17 protein-coding genes and 2 tRNA genes are annotated in these 13,770 nt (G+C 69.8%); 7 read left to right on the top strand and 12 right to left on the bottom strand.

What is annotated here, in order from left to right; all coding sequences use genetic code 11:
* Nucleotides 1–13: 13 nt before the first annotated feature.
* The 6 genes from FHX39_RS18885 to FHX39_RS18860 form a co-directional block, all read right to left on the bottom strand.
* Nucleotides 14–1,513, bottom strand: coding sequence for an ApeA N-terminal domain 1-containing protein (locus FHX39_RS18885; protein WP_183342115.1), 1,500 nt, complete (start codon nucleotides 1,511–1,513; stop codon nucleotides 14–16).
* Nucleotides 1,514–2,021: 508 nt separating this feature from the next.
* Nucleotides 2,022–2,255 (bottom strand): hypothetical protein, encoded by a 234-nt coding sequence (locus FHX39_RS18880; protein WP_183342113.1) that lies wholly within the window; start codon nucleotides 2,253–2,255, stop codon nucleotides 2,022–2,024.
* A 234-nt stretch (nucleotides 2,256–2,489) separates the two neighbouring features.
* A complete protein-coding gene (locus FHX39_RS18875; RefSeq protein WP_183342112.1) occupies nucleotides 2,490–3,602 on the bottom strand; it encodes a tyrosine-type recombinase/integrase in 1,113 nt (370 codons plus the stop codon).
* A gap of 6 nt (nucleotides 3,603–3,608) precedes the next feature.
* Nucleotides 3,609–3,803 carry a helix-turn-helix transcriptional regulator gene (locus FHX39_RS18870; RefSeq protein WP_332836979.1) on the bottom strand — a complete coding sequence of 65 codons (195 nt, stop codon included), beginning with the start codon at nucleotides 3,801–3,803 and terminating at the stop codon, nucleotides 3,609–3,611.
* 340 nt (nucleotides 3,804–4,143) lie between these two features.
* A tRNA-Glu gene (locus FHX39_RS18865) sits at nucleotides 4,144–4,219 on the bottom strand.
* Nucleotides 4,220–4,422: 203 nt separating this feature from the next.
* A complete protein-coding gene (locus tag FHX39_RS18860) occupies nucleotides 4,423–5,751 on the bottom strand; it encodes an SH3 domain-containing protein (RefSeq protein WP_183342110.1) in 1,329 nt (442 codons plus the stop codon).
* 267 nt (nucleotides 5,752–6,018) lie between these two features.
* On the opposite strand from FHX39_RS18860, the gene FHX39_RS18855 reads away from it, so the two are divergent.
* Nucleotides 6,019–6,387, top strand: coding sequence for a metallopeptidase family protein (locus FHX39_RS18855; protein WP_183342108.1), 369 nt, complete (start codon nucleotides 6,019–6,021; stop codon nucleotides 6,385–6,387).
* A 30-nt stretch (nucleotides 6,388–6,417) separates the two neighbouring features.
* Here the strand turns inward: FHX39_RS18855 and FHX39_RS18850 are convergent, their stop codons facing one another.
* Nucleotides 6,418–6,762, bottom strand: coding sequence for a DUF202 domain-containing protein (locus FHX39_RS18850; RefSeq protein WP_183342106.1), 345 nt, complete (start codon nucleotides 6,760–6,762; stop codon nucleotides 6,418–6,420).
* A gap of 7 nt (nucleotides 6,763–6,769) precedes the next feature.
* A complete protein-coding gene (locus tag FHX39_RS18845) occupies nucleotides 6,770–7,144 on the bottom strand; it encodes a YidH family protein (protein WP_183342104.1) in 375 nt (124 codons plus the stop codon).
* Nucleotides 7,145–7,211: 67 nt separating this feature from the next.
* On the opposite strand from FHX39_RS18845, the gene FHX39_RS18840 reads away from it, so the two are divergent.
* Complete coding sequence (locus tag FHX39_RS18840; protein WP_198424054.1) at nucleotides 7,212–7,748, top strand: DUF305 domain-containing protein; 537 nt, start codon at nucleotides 7,212–7,214, stop codon at nucleotides 7,746–7,748.
* A gap of 10 nt (nucleotides 7,749–7,758) precedes the next feature.
* On the opposite strand, the gene FHX39_RS18835 is transcribed toward FHX39_RS18840, so the two are convergent.
* A complete protein-coding gene (locus FHX39_RS18835; protein ID WP_183342102.1) occupies nucleotides 7,759–8,670 on the bottom strand; it encodes a DMT family transporter in 912 nt (303 codons plus the stop codon).
* Nucleotides 8,667–9,383, bottom strand: coding sequence for a hypothetical protein (locus tag FHX39_RS18830; RefSeq protein ID WP_183342100.1), 717 nt, complete (start codon nucleotides 9,381–9,383; stop codon nucleotides 8,667–8,669). The genes FHX39_RS18835 and FHX39_RS18830 overlap by 4 nt, the downstream gene beginning before the upstream one ends.
* An 18-nt stretch (nucleotides 9,384–9,401) precedes the next feature.
* Here FHX39_RS18830 and FHX39_RS18825 point away from each other — a divergent pair, with 18 nt between their 5' ends.
* From FHX39_RS18825 to FHX39_RS18810, 3 genes are all read left to right on the top strand, one after another.
* A complete protein-coding gene (locus FHX39_RS18825; protein ID WP_332836978.1) occupies nucleotides 9,402–9,806 on the top strand; it encodes a DnaJ family domain-containing protein in 405 nt (134 codons plus the stop codon).
* A 32-nt stretch (nucleotides 9,807–9,838) separates the two neighbouring features.
* The gene (locus FHX39_RS21515; RefSeq protein ID WP_232531528.1) at nucleotides 9,839–11,221 is read left to right on the top strand and encodes a mycothiol transferase; all 1,383 of its coding nucleotides are present in this window, start codon (nucleotides 9,839–9,841) and stop codon (nucleotides 11,219–11,221) included.
* Between the two features lie 33 nt (nucleotides 11,222–11,254).
* Nucleotides 11,255–11,327: transfer RNA gene (locus tag FHX39_RS18810), tRNA-Lys, on the top strand.
* 65 nt (nucleotides 11,328–11,392) lie between these two features.
* Here the strand turns inward: FHX39_RS18810 and FHX39_RS18805 are convergent.
* Nucleotides 11,393–12,118, bottom strand: coding sequence for a mycothiol-dependent nitroreductase Rv2466c family protein (locus FHX39_RS18805; RefSeq protein ID WP_183342098.1), 726 nt, complete (start codon nucleotides 12,116–12,118; stop codon nucleotides 11,393–11,395).
* Nucleotides 12,119–12,192: 74 nt separating this feature from the next.
* The gene (locus tag FHX39_RS18800; protein ID WP_183342096.1) at nucleotides 12,193–12,693 is read right to left on the bottom strand and encodes a MarR family winged helix-turn-helix transcriptional regulator; all 501 of its coding nucleotides are present in this window, start codon (nucleotides 12,691–12,693) and stop codon (nucleotides 12,193–12,195) included.
* 149 nt (nucleotides 12,694–12,842) lie between these two features.
* Between FHX39_RS18800 and FHX39_RS18795 the strand changes: the two genes are divergently transcribed.
* Nucleotides 12,843–13,199, top strand: coding sequence for a nuclear transport factor 2 family protein (locus FHX39_RS18795; RefSeq protein ID WP_183342094.1), 357 nt, complete (start codon nucleotides 12,843–12,845; stop codon nucleotides 13,197–13,199).
* Complete coding sequence (locus FHX39_RS18790; protein ID WP_183342092.1) at nucleotides 13,199–13,654, top strand: nuclear transport factor 2 family protein; 456 nt, start codon at nucleotides 13,199–13,201, stop codon at nucleotides 13,652–13,654. The genes FHX39_RS18795 and FHX39_RS18790 overlap by 1 nt, the downstream gene beginning before the upstream one ends.
* The last annotated feature ends 116 nt before the right edge of the window (nucleotides 13,655–13,770 follow it).

Below are 13,770 nucleotides of genomic sequence, written 5' to 3'. Positions count from 1 at the left end.
TTGTTCTGGGTGGTCAGGCGTCGGGGTTCAGCACGGTGTGCAGGGCGTTGGTTGTGCAGCCGATGACCCGCATGAGGTGCGCGCGGGCGATCTGGTCGAGTAGGTCTGCGGCGGGCGCAAGGAGATGAGCCGGCCAGGTGCGGCTGCCGTGGGAGAGGCCGTTACGGACGACACGCAGGGCCTCGGCCCAGTTCTTCACCTTGTCGTCGCTGGCCTTCACCTCGTCGACGAGTGCGAGGTCAGCCAGCCGTGGCCCGAGGTCGTCGGGCAGCGTCTCGACGGCGCTGCGGAGCGCGGGCTCGAGGCTGGTGATCGGCCGTTTGGACAGGTTGTCCTTGATGAACTTTCTCACCGCCGGGTCGAAGTCGGCCGTCTTGACTGCGGCGAGGGCCGCGCCTCGTTCCTTGAGGTGCTGCTCCTCACGGTCGGCGATCGCGCCGGCATGCTCGTGCCCGTGCATGCCCTCGAGGGCCTGAACGAGCAGCAGGAACCGCGGCCTGGGCTGGAGGCGGGGCAAGAACATGAACGCGGCCAGGGTGGCGATCAGCGGGTGGTCGCCGGCCTCGGCCTGCTGCCATCCACGACAGAGCTGCAGCAGCGTTGGGTTGTCGTCGCCGTAGCACTGGAAGGCACGCCTGGTGCGCATGATCTCGTTGTGGTCCGCGGCGTAGGGCTGCTGGACAAGGTTCACCCCGAACGCCTGGAGAACGCGGTCCTCGTTTCCGGTCGGGCGCAGGCCGAGGTAGGTGATCTTCTCGTCCCGACCGGTGGAGAGCCCGATGATGCGGTGCAGCGGGTGGATCCACTGCTTGGCGAGGGTGGGTAGGTCGACGGGCTGCTGCAGATTGACGTCGATGACCGGGCTGAATGCGACCCTGTGCTGGTAGCCGTTGGGGAATGAGAACGAGTTGTGCCAGCCGGACGACACCTCGGCGTCGTTGTCGGCGGAGACGGTCTCGCGCGGGAGCCGTTCGATGACGGCCCATTCAAACGGCTTGTTGATCTCCTTGGTCTGCGGCTGCTTCACCTGGGCCAGCGGTGACGGCGCGATGACGGCGTCGCAGCCGGTGATCTGAAGCTGGAGGCCGTCGAACAGCCAGGGGTCGGTGCCGGTGAAGTTCCCGGGCATCCCGACGACGGCGATCGTGCCGACGATCAGGGCTCGTTCGATCCAGAAGGTGATCTTGCAGTCGATCAGCAGTACCTCGCGGCCGTTGACCAGATCGACCTGGAGGCTGGGGCGGTAGCTGGTCTGCGGGAAGTCCTGCCACATCTCGCCGTTGCTGTCGTTGATGTGGAACTCGGCCGGGATGGCGCCGTAGAGGGCGAGTTCGGGCCGCCCGTCCGCGGAGAGCCGGAGGCGGCCGTTGAGCCGGGCGGCGGTGCCGTCGGGATAGGGCAGTTCAGCCTGGCAGTCGAACTCGCCGGGCTCGAGAGTCAGCTTGAGCGGGCTCGGGCTTGTCATGTCAGGTCCTGGGGGCGGCGGCGGAAGAAGATGGTGCGGCGTCCCCACTGGGCGGCTTTCATTGTCACGTCCTCTTCGGCTAACTCGAGTTCACGAACAAGGGGTAGGCGACCCTCTTGGATTGATTGGACTCGTTCGACTGAGATACGGATGACATCAAACCCCGCAAGCCGCAGTCGAATCTCGGTAGCCGCCACCACAGCCAGAGCTGCGAGCGCAGCAAGCATCACGCGTACCCAGAGTGGCCAGCCAAGAACCTGTGCCAGAGCCTAGAGCCCAGCTCCCAGAGCCCAGAGCACAGCGGGCCCAGCGGCTATACCCAACACCCACAGAGCGCGCTCCCCTGGGGATCGAAAGCGGAGAGAGCTGCCTCCGTGCTTCAAGGTGCTGCCCGATGGAGTGACACGTCCCAAGTGTCCCCTCCTGAGCACCTCAGAGGGCGACGACTCAGGGCAGCTAGCGTGGTCAGTCAGAACGCCCATCACGCCCCGCACACTGCTGGTAGGCGCAATCGTCGGTCCTGTGATCGGAACCTTCGGCAGACCTAGATGTCGCGCTAGTCGAGTACGGCTTTAAGGATTGTGCCGTCAGGATCGAGCATCTTCACCTGATTGACCGACGTAACCAACAGGTGGCCGATCGCCCAGACCATGTCCTCTACGCCGTCGAAGGGCTCCACCACCAGGGGCGCCGTCGTTGTTGTCGGCTCGGCTGCGACGGGGTGGGCATCTGCGGGAAGGGCGGCGTTCGCGGCTGGTGCCAGTGGCGGCTTTGACAGCAACGCTGACATCAACGCAGCTGGATCTAGTTTGCATCCCGGGGCAGTCGTAGCCGGACGCAAACCAGTCTTGACCAGTGTTCTACCTTGTCGCGAGAATGTCAGATCGGTCTACGGACTAGAAGGGGCTCCTGCCTGCACAGTAGGAGCTCCGGACTCATTTGGATTAGCCCTCCACCTGCAGGGGGCGCCTGAGGATCTTCTGAGGGAACGTGCCCCGCGACTCTCCGTCGAACCTTTTGATCATCACATCGGCCCCAAGAGAGCGTCGAGGCGGTCGATCGCCTGGTCGGTCCCGTCGTCGAAGAGACCGCCGTACCGGGTCAACGTGAAGGCCACGCTGTTGTGGCCCGCCCACTCGGACACCTCCCGTACGTTGCAGCCGGCGGCGACCATGATCGCGACGAAGCTGTGCCGCAGGCCGTGGAAGGTGATGCCTGGCAGTCCTGCGCTGCAGACGGCGGGTTGGAGGACCTTCTGACCCCAGGCTCGGAAGAGCGGTCCACCGGCCGGTGCGGTGAAGACCAGGCTGTCGCTCGAGGTTTCGACGTGCTCGTCGAGGTGCTGCTCGATCCGACGCATCACTCCGCGCGCCACGGGGATGGTTCGCTTCGAGCGTGAGGTCTTCGGTTCGTTGTCGAGGGTGACGTGACCCCGTAGCTCGACCGCAGTCCCGGTGACCCTGATACGAGAGCGCAGCGGATCGATGTCCTGACGCCGTAGTCCGGCGGCTTCGCCCCAGCGCAGCCCGGCGTACGCCCCCACGAGGATCAGGGCTCGGTCACGTGGGGGAACTTCCGCGGCCAAGCGTTCGACCTCGGTCTGGGAGAGGTACCGAGCCGGCTTCGACCGCTCTGACGGCAGAGGAACGGCGAGGGCGACGTTGTGCATGATCCGCTGGTCCGCGACGGCAGACTCAAGCGCCTGCCGGAGGGCGAAGACGGCCTTGCGCGTCGTGGCCGCGGACAAGCCCGAGGCCATGAGCTCGATGACCCAGCGACGGACGTCGCTGTTGGTGATGTCGTTCAGAGCTGTGGCGCCGAAGCGGGGGAGGACCTGGTTCTTCATCGTCACCTCGAGCCGGACCTGGGTCGTCGCCCGCAGGTCGTGCCGGCTCGGCAGCCAGTCCGCGACCCAAGCGCGAAGGGTCACGTCACCGCGGTGGCGGTCGTGCCAGGTGCCCGTCGTCAGTTCGTGCGCGATCTCCACCCGGCGACGCTCCGCGTCGACGAGGCGGGGGAACGTCTCGCTGTGGTTGTGCCCGCGCGAGTCCTTGTAGCGGACCCGGTAGTGGACGACCTCCCGCAGCCGGCCGCTCGTATCGCGTCGCTGGCCGCGGCGCCGCTCGATGCTGGCCATCAGACGTCAACGCCGGGCTGGGTCGAGCCGTCCCTCGAGCCAGACTTCGACGGTGGAGCGCCGGTAGCGCACGTGCCGGCCGATGCGGTAGCCCTGTGGCCCCTCGCCACGGTGGCGCCAGCCGTACAGGGTGTCGACGGGGATGCCGAGCATCTCGGACAGCTCGACGATCGTGAGCAGACGCTCGACGTCACCCGGCACGACGTTCCCCCTCGTCTGGCAGCCCTGGTGCCCTGTCGAGCGTCGGCGGCTGTCAACGTTCTTAGGCGTCGCGCAGCGGTTGTGCGCTCGCTGCGCGGGGGAGCGAAGCCAACCTCTTCGAGGCCCTTCGACAAGCTCAGGGAGCGTTCTGGGCTGAGGGGGCGTTGGCCACGCTCCGACGAGATTAGGGGGCGTTCAGGCCGTTTCGTGCGCGCGAGGTGGGCTGGCGCGCGGCAGGAAGTTGCGTCCTCATGTGCCCAAATGGTGCCCAAATCGAGGTGGACGCATAGCCAGACTCGATATCGCGCGGGTATCGCGCCTAGTGAGAGGGCGCTTGAGGTGGTACCCCCAACGGGATTCGAACCCGCGCTGCCGCCTTGAAAGGGCGGAGTCCTAGGCCGCTAGACGATGGGGACTCGTGTTCTGGCACCCCGATGCTACCGCCGTACGGGCCGCACGGCGACGTTGCCGGGCGGCCCTGCTCTAGGTGACGCCAACCCCTCCGGGGCCCTTCGACCAGCTCAGGGAGCGCTCGACGCCTCAGGGGGCGTTCGATGGCTCAGGGAGCGTTCGACAGCTCAGGGAGCGATCGACGGGGTCAGGCGGGCGTACGTCCCGATCAGATCGGCGCGTACCCCTTGGCCAGCACCGTGACGTGGACGTGGTTCTTGTGGTTGGCGCTGTCGCTGCCGCGGCTGGCCATGGAACGCCAGCCCTGGCTGCTGCGCTGCACGTTCCAGATGTGCTGGTCCCAGATGATGTAGTTGATGCCGAGGTCCTTCTGGTTCTTCTGGAGCCAGCGGGAGAGGTTGTGGCCGAGCTGCTTGCCCGCCTTCGACTTGTAGTTCGGGATCATCAGGTCCAGGGCGCGGCCCGACGGGTGGTCCGGCAGAGCGTCGGGGCGCACCGTGCCGATCGTCTTGATCTGCGGGAAGTTCTTGCGCACCGCGTTCAGCACCTTGACGCCGTTCGGCTTCAGGCCCTTGGTCGAGCCGGCGGTGCTGCCGCCGCCGCTGGAGGGCTTCGTCTTCGACAGGTACTGGGCCGTGACCCAGCGGACGGCGCCGTCCCAGATGATCTGGGCCCGCTTGTTCTCGGTGACGCCGGTGATGCTGAGCTTCGTGCCCTCGGGGATGTCGCCGAGGTCCTTGAAGTCGCTGCCGCTGGTCGTGCGGATGGTCAGGTCGGCCGTGGCGTAACGGGAGCCGGTGACGGCGGGCAGGGGCGGCGCGGTGGGCTCGTCGGTGTCGCCGTTCGACAGGTACTTCGCCAGGACCCAGCCGACGGCGCCGTCGTAGATGATCTGGGCGCGGGAGTTCTTGGTCGTCCCCGTGATCGAGACCTTGCTGCCCTTACGGGCGAGCCCGATGACCTTGCTGTCCTCGTCGCTCGTGGCCCGCACGCTCAGGTCCGCCGTCGCCTTGCGGGTGCCGGTGACCTCGGGCAGGCCGTCCTTGGCGTCGGTCAGGTACTGGGTGCTGACCCAGCCGTTCTCCGAGTCGACCGTGACCTCGGTCCAGCCCTTGGAGGTCTTGCCGGTCTGGGTGACCTCGGTGCCCTCGTCGAGGACGGTGATGACGTCCTCGGTCAGCCCCGGCCCCTCGCGGAGGTTGACCTGCGTGGTCGTCGTCCGGGTCTCGCCCTTGCCGACGTCGTCCCCGGCCGGCTGGTCCTCGCCCTTCGTGACGTAGCGGCTGGAGACGTACGCGGTCTTGCCCTTGAAGGTGATCTTGGTCCAGCCGTTGCTCTCGCTGGTCGACTTCACCGTCTGCCCGCGGTGCAGCGCGCCGACGATCTTGGCGCTGGTGCTCGGCTTCGCGCGCACGTTCAGCTCGGTCGTCGAGGTGACCGGCGTGCTCGCGGTCGCGACGCCAGAGCTCATCAGACCGATGGTCGTGGTGATGGAGAGGACCGCGACCAGGACGGCGCGAATCAGGGTCGAACGCATGTGGGGGGTTCCTCCGTCGATCCCGAGTGCTGCTTCTGGGTCGTCCGGGTCGACGTGCAGCGACCAGAACTCCGGTCACTCGAGTCACAACAACCACAAACTGCGCAGGACTTTAACCACGTCTCAGGTGTCCCAGCAAGGGTGTGAGTACTTGAGGTCGAGACTTTGCAAGCCGACACGCGGACAACCTCGCGGTAATGTCACGCGTGTCATTCGGTGTTCGCGCTGGGGCCATCTGGCTCTCACCAGGCCTCGTACGCTCGGGGCATGGACCCCGACCCGCTCGTGGCCGTCGACGAGGCCCAGTTCGAGGAGCTCGTCTCGCTCGCGCTCGACCAGGTGCCGCCGGAGCTGGCGAACCTGATGGACAACTGCGTCGTCCTCGTCGAGGACCGCCCGCCGTCCGACGGTCCGGCCGACCTGCTCGGCCTGTACGAGGGCATCCCGCTGACCGAGCGCGGCGAGTTCTACTCGGCCGTCCTGCCCGACCGGATCTACATCTTCCGCGAGCCGATCCTGGCGATCTGCCACTCGTACGACGAGGTGGTCGAGGAGGTGCACATCACCGTCGTGCACGAGATCGCCCACCACTTCGGGATCGACGACGATCGGCTGCACGCGCTCGGCTACGGCTGATTCCTTCGCTCGCCGAGCCAGGGGGAGCGGTCAGGCCAGGAGCACGTAGCCGGCCGCCGCGAGTGCCGTCAGCGTGAGCATGACCGTCGCCAGCGCGGCAGGACGTGCGTCGTCGAGGTGGCGGCCCGCGACCAGGGCGCGCGCGTTGAGGCGGAACCGTCGCAGCGCGACCGCGCCGAAGGCCGCGGCAGCACCGAGCGCGACGACGCCGGCCAGGACCGCGAGGGTCAGCGAGACCTCGGCCAGCAGCCGGGCGACAAGGAGGCCGCACGCGAGGCCGGACAGCATCGTCCGCTGCCACGCCAGCCCGGTGCGTTCGTTCTGCAGCCCAACGTCCCAGGGCGGCGGGTCCGCGCCGTGGAGGTCGTCGGGCACGGCGGCCTCAGCCGAGGACGAGCACGGCGACGGCGACCAGCGCGACGACCACGACGACACCGACCAGCACGAGCAGCAGCGGGGACGACGGCAGCGCGCGTCCCTCGCGCATCGCGCGCTCGCTCTGGATCCACCGGCTCCACGCACCGATCGCACAGGCCAGCCCGCACACGACGAGCAGCAGGGAAGCGACGCGGATCTCGAGGCTCAGCCGGTCGTTCAGCCCGGCGACCGCGGCGATGGCGACGCCGGCGGCGAGGAAGCCGAGCCCCGTCCGGATCCAGGCCAGGAACGTGCGCTCGTTCGCGAACGTGAACCGCGGGTCGGGCTCGGAGCCCACCCCGTACAGGCTGCGCGGCCAGCGCCGGTCACCCTCGGTCACGTGCCGCAGCGTAGGTCACCGCAGGCATCCTGGGCGCGACCTCACCCCTCGCCCTCCCGGAGTCGTCGTGACCGTTCTGTCCCGCCCGTTCCTCGTCGTGGCGCTGCTCGCGCTGCTCCTGTCCGGCTGCGGAGCATCGACCGCTCACAACGACGCCGACGTCGCCTTCGCGTCGGGCATGGTGCCGCACCACCGCCAGGCCGTGCAGATGAGCGACACGTTGCTCGCCAAGCCCGGGATCGACGGCGACGTCACGGCGCTGGCCAGCCGGATCAAGGCCGAGCAGGCGCCCGAGATCGAGCAGATGCGCGGCTGGCTGAGCGCGTGGGGCGCCGGGGTGGAGACGAATGACGGGGGCGGCATGGGCGGCATGGACGACGGGATGATGAGCGCGGAGGAGATGAACGCCCTCGGTGAGGCGGACGGTCGTACGGCGCAGACCCTTTACCTGCAGGGCATGGTCCGCCACCACCGGGGCGCCGTGGCGATGGCGCAGACCGAGGTCGCCCAGGGCGAGAACGCCGACGCCAAGGCGCTGGCGCAGTCGATCATCACGTCGCAGCAGGCCGAGATCGACCAGATGAACCAGCTGCTCGCCCGCTAGCGCGACGCGCTCAGCGAGGGGTGGTGAGCTCGGCGACCGGTTTGGGCTCGGCGACCGTCGTACGCCGGCGGCGCTGCTGACCCAGGACCACCGAGACGAGCACGAGGGCGGCGCCCAGCAGCTGGAGGGCGTTGAGCCGCTGGTGGAGCACCCACCAGCCGAGCAGCGCGGCCATGATCGGGTTGAGCAGCCCCAGGAACGTCACCGACGCGGCCGTGAGCTGACCGATCCCCCAGAACCACAGCGCGTACGCGAAGATCCCGCTGATCAGCACGAGGTAGACGAGGCCGCCGACCTCCCGGGGCGTGACCGAGCTCGGCAGCCCCTCGAACGCGAGCGTGAACGGCAGCAGCGTGATCCCGGCGAAGAGGAACGTCCAGCCCGTCACCCGGATCGGCCCCATGCCGGGCGGGTTGCCCCAGCGCTTCATCAGCACGGTCCCGAACGCCATCATGATCACGACGGCGACCATGGCGAGGATCCCGAGGCCGTCGAGCTTGGCGTTCGAACGCAGCACGAGCAGCGCGACGCCGACCACGCCCAGCGCCCCGGCGAGCAGCTGGACGCGCCGGATCGCCGTCCCCAGGATCGGGACGGCGACGATCATGACGCAGATCGGTCCGAGCGAGTTGATCACCGCGGCGACCCCGCCGGGCAGGTGGTAGGCCGCGAAGAACAGCAGCGGGAACACGGCCGACGCCCACAGCACGGACAAGATCAGGAAGCGGACGAGCCACTGACGGTTCGGCAGCTTGCTCCCGATCACCAGCGCGATGCCGGTGGGCAGCGACCGCATCAGGGCGGCGAGCAGCGGCCGGTCCGGGGGCAGGAAGTTCGTGGTCAGCAGGTAGGTCGTGCCGAAGATCAGCGGCGTGAGCGCGCAGACGTAGGCGAAGCGGCTGCGCTGGTCGTGCTCGGTCATCCTGCTGCTCCCGTCCGGACGCTCGGCGCGATCCGGCTCGTCGTACGCGTGCTGGTCCAGCGGGCCGCGTGCCCCAGCGACTGCGGGTCGAGCCACCCGGAACGTCGGTCCGTCGCGTCGACCGGCACAGCACCGGTCGCCTCGGCGACCTGGGTGCGGACGGCGTCGTCCGCGAGTACCGCGACCCCGGGTACCTTCCCCTGGATCGCGTTGACCTCGAGCGTTCCGAGCACGTCCGGGGCGATGGTCGGGGCGACGACGACGAGCGGTCGGCTGGACCGGATCGCCTGCTCGAGCGCCGGCAGCAGCTCGCGGATCGTCTCGACCCCGTCGGCGCACACGAGCACGAGCGCGTCGTCGAGGACGACGTCGCGGGCGCCCGGGGTGATCACGAAGGCCGCGGAGGCGTAACCGACGTCGAGGCGGCGTTCGTCGTGCGTGCCGACGGGCTCGTCCCGGCCGCGTTCCCTGAGCTTGTCGAAGGGTGCACCCTCCGGGCGTCGCCGGGCCTGGGCCTCGGTGACGTACGCCGGGGAGCGGGCCTCCGTCGGCAGGTTGGGGATGTCGCGCTTCGGCGGCCCGAGCATCTCGGCGGCACGGCGACGGTTCTTGGCGCGGTCGGAGAGGGCGCCGTAGACGGTGAGTGCCGCGGCGACGACGACGACCGCGATCATCACGATCACCCACGGCTGCACCCGGTCAGACTGCCACACCGCTCGTAGGCTGGAGGCGTGGCGAGATGGTGGGGAGCCCAGCCCGGCACACGCGTGGAGTCCATAGCCGAGCGAAAGATCCGCGAGGCGATGGAGCGGGGCGAGTTCGACGACCTGCCCGGCCAGGGGCAGCCGCTCAAGCTCGGCGACCGCGACCCGGACTGGTGGGTCAAGGGGCTGCTCGAGCGCGAGAACCTGCGCATGCCACTGCCCACCTCGCTCCAGCTCCGGCGCGAGGCCCGGGAGATCGACGAGACGGTCGCCGACTGCCGGACGGAGGGCGCCGTACGCGACGTCGTCGAGGCCCTGAACGACCGCATCCTCGACTCCCACCGCCGTCGCGTGGACGGCCCGCCGGTGGTGACCGCGACGCTCGACGTCGACGCCGTGGTGGCCCGTTGGCGGGAGCGCCGCAGGGGCTGACAGCCGGTGGGTCGGCGTCCTAGGTTCGACCCATGGCCGAGACCGAGGCAGCACCACCCTGGGAACCGCCGCTGAGTGGCACCGAGGTCGAGCACCTGCTCGGTGCGCTCGACCGGCAGCGGGCGACGTTCCGGTGGAAGGCCGACGGACGCGGGCGGGCCGGTCTGACGACGACGGTAGGCGCCTCGACCGTGACGCTCGGCGGGCTGCTCAAGCACCTCGCGCTGGTCGAGGACGTGCAGTCCACGGTCAAGCTGACCGGTGAACCGCTCGGCGAGCCCTGGACGTCCATGCCCGGGATGGACGGGCCCCACCTCGAGTGGACGGCGGCTGACGACGAGCCCGCCTTCCTCTACGCGCTCTACGACGCCGCGGTCGAGCGGAGCCGCGCACGCTTCGCTGCCGCCGTCGCTGACGGCGGCCTAAACCAGCGGGTGCACCTCGGCTCCGACCAGGGCCTGGTGACGAGCCTGCGCCGGCTGCTCTTCGATCTGCTCGAGGAGTACGGCCGCCACACCGGCCACGCGGACCTGCTCAGCGAGGCCGTCGACGGACGGGTGGGGGAGGACCCGCCGCCCGACTGGGTGCCGGTCGGGGCGGTCGACGACGGCGAGGGGCACGAGCCCGCCGTGCCCCGGTTCGAGCAGCGCCGGATGCTCGGGGCCACGTCCCGGGCGGTCGACCTGACGGGCGCCGAGTTCACGTACGTCGACCTCGACGGGGCGACGTTCCGGGGCGCGAACCTCCGCCGCGTCACCATCAGCGGCTCCGACCTGGTGGACGTGACGATCACCGCCGGTGATCTCGAGAACGTGGTGATCAACGACGTCGACGTGGTCCCGCTCGTCGACGCCGAGCTCGACCGCCGCGACCCCGAGCGGCCGCTCGTGCACCCGAGCGACGCCGACGGCTTCCGGCGGGGGTGGGACCTGCTCGAGCGGCGCTGGGCCGAGACGGTCGCCCGCGCCCGGGCTCTCCCGCCCGAACGCCTTCACGACTCGGTGGAAGGGGAGTGGTCGTTCGTCCAGACGCTGCGCCACCTCGTCTTCGCGACCCAGTCCTGGGTCGGCCGTGGCGTGCTCGGCGACCCGACTCCGTGGCACCCGCTCGCGCTGCCCTGGGACGAGGCGCCGGACGACTGGAACCTGCCGCGCGACCGCGAGGTCCGGCCGAACCTCGACGAGGTGCTCGCGGTCCGCGCCGAGAGCCAGGCGATGGTGCGACGCGTGCTCGACGACCTCACCGACGCGCAGCTCGACACCGTGCCGGAGGTCGTGGTCGACGGCCCCTGGCCGCCGGCGGGCGAGACCGTCCGGCAGTGCCTCAGCGTGGTGCTGGACGAGGAGTACGCCCACCGCCTGTTCGCCGAGCGCGACCTCGCTCTGCTCGAGTCCCGCCCGTCGGGTGACGTCTAGGCTGAGCGCTCGGACCTGGGTCGACCAGGCTCCGGGCCTCTAGCTCAACTGGCAGAGCAGCGGACTTTTAATCCGCGGGTTGTGGGTTCGATCCCCACGGGGCCCACCGGGACAGCCGTCCGGGGAAGGGCGCGGAGCCTCGGGCCGTGATCGACCGCGTCGACCGGTCGGCTAGCGCTTCAGGCGGCGGCTTCCAGCGTGCCAGTCCTCGGTCGCGCCCACCTCGTCCGCCGGGACGCCGAACGACGGCAGCTGGGGTTGCTCGCGGAGGCTGCGCTTGAGCTCGGTGAAGCCGGGGAACCGAGCCAGACCGATGACGTGGTCCCACAGCTCGGCGGCCTGCGCCTCGTCGGGCAGCCGGCTGATCACCGGGCCGAAGAAGGCGACGCCGTGCGGCGGCTCGACGTGGATGATCGGCGTCCCGACGTCCGTGCCGGTCAGCGCCAGCGCCTCGTCCGACTCCGCCCGGATCCCGTCGTCTCTGGCTGCGTCGTCGAGGGCGTCGGCGAGCGAGACAGGCAGCCCGGCCTCGGTGAGCGCGGCAGCGACCAGCTCCGGCCCCGACTGCCAGCCGGGGGTGCGCCCCTCGTCGGGAGCTGTCTCGAAGACCCTCGCCCCGAGGGCCGCGTACAACGGTCCGACCGCGTCGCGCCCGTGCTGCTCCCGGGCGGCCGACGCCACCCGGAGGAGGCGGAGTCCGGCGGTGTGCTGGGCCTCGTACTCGGGCGGGAAGTGCGTGTCGTAGTCGAGGTGGGCGTTGATGCGGCGCAGCGAGATGAAGCGCCAGTCGACGGTGTAGCTGCGCTGCCTCTGCACGACCCGGATCCACTTGCTCGTCATCCAGGCGAACGGGCAGACCGGGTCGAAGTAGAAGTTGATGTCGGCCGCTGCGGTCATCGCCGTTCCTCTCGGGGTCTCGGCCAAACCACGTACGGCCGGCCCTGTCGAGGGTGCCAGGCCGGGGTGGTCGATCAGTCGGCGGTCGCCCGGCCAGGGACGGGCGAGGTCGTCAAGTGCTTCGCGAGCGTCTCCATCGCGTCCGCGAGCGCCTCGAGCTGCGGCCGGCTGAGCACGTCGGCGAAGTCCGTCCGGACCGTACGCGAGTGCCCTCGGGCGGCGGCGAGGAAGACGGCGCGCCCCTCGTCGGTGATGAACACCTCGGAACCGCGGTTGTCGGCCGCGTGCCGACGCCGCTCGACGAGGCCGCGGCGTTCCATGCGAGCGAGGTGGTGGGAGAGGCGGCTCTGCTCCCAGCCGATCCGCTCGGCCAGCTCCGTCGAGCGGACGACCTCGTCGCCGACCTCGTGCAGCGTCACCAGCACGGGGTAGTCGCTGCCCGAGAGGCCGGAGTCGGCCTGGAGCAGCTGGTCGGAACGTCGCCGGAGCAGCGCCGTGGTCTCGATGAGCCCGCGCCACGCCCGCAGCTCCAACGGGTCGAGCGCTCCGTCGCGCTCGTCGGCCTCGGGTTCCACGTCTCGACGGTAGTCACTCCTCGGCCTGCGCGCCCACGCCCGGTGGCTAGTCGCTCCGCGGGTTCTTCAAGATGCTTGACGTGTCATACATCGAGGCCTAGCGTCGAGCCCGAGGCCGGACCACCGGCGGAGCGACCGGAAGGACGGCCATGGCCACGATCGAGGACCTCATGCACGCCAACCTCTTCGAGGTGTTCGGCGAACGGGACGCCGACCGGCGGATGGAGGCCGTGCGGCGGACGTACGCGGCCGACGTCCACTTCTCCGACCCGGACGACGCCGTCTCCGGTCACGAGGCCGTCAGCGCGAAGGCCCAGGGGATCCTCGACTCCTCGCCGGGCTTCGTCTTCACCGCCGTCGGCCCGGCCCGCGTCAACCACGACCTCGGCTACCTGGCCTGGGGCTTCGGCCCGGCGGGGCAGCCACCCGTGGTGCAGGGCGTCGACATCGCCCTCGTCGAGGACGGGCTGATCAAGAAGATCTACACGCTGCTGCTGGGCGACTGATGTCCGACGCGTCGTCGCTGATCGACCGCCTGGCGATCCGGGAGCTGGTCGACGCGTACGCCCACCACGCCGACCGGCGCGAGCCCGAGGCGCAGGCGGGGGTCTTCACCGAGGACGGCCAGGTGCGGCTGTTCCAGGGCGACCCGACGACCCATGAGGCCGACCAGGTGATCACCGGGCGGGCCGACCTCGCGGCGACGTTCGACCACCTGATCCGGCAGTACGACGCGACGACCTACCCCAACGCGCAGAGCACGGTCTCGCTCGACGGCGACACGGCCAGCGGTGATTCGTACTGCCTCGCCCACCACCTGACGCGGGAGCAGGGCGAACGGGTTCTGATCGTGATGGCGATCCGCTACCTCGACGAGTTCCGCCGGACCGACGAGGGCTGGCGCATCGCCCGGCGCGACCTCGTCTTCGACTGGACCGACCGCCGGACGTCCCGCCCCTGAGATCCGACGTGTCGATCACGATCGGACCGGCGTCCGGGCGGCGACCTGGCGAGCGTCGTCGATCGCCGTGACGGATCTCAGGCCGGGCCCCGCGGTGCGGCCTGACGGCTAGGCGT

The organism is Microlunatus antarcticus (assembly GCF_014193425.1).
GTDB lineage: Bacteria > Actinomycetota > Actinomycetes > Propionibacteriales > Propionibacteriaceae > Microlunatus > Microlunatus antarcticus.
The sequence above is the reverse complement of the archived record's forward strand: the minus strand, read 5'-3'. Positions and strand labels throughout refer to the sequence as shown.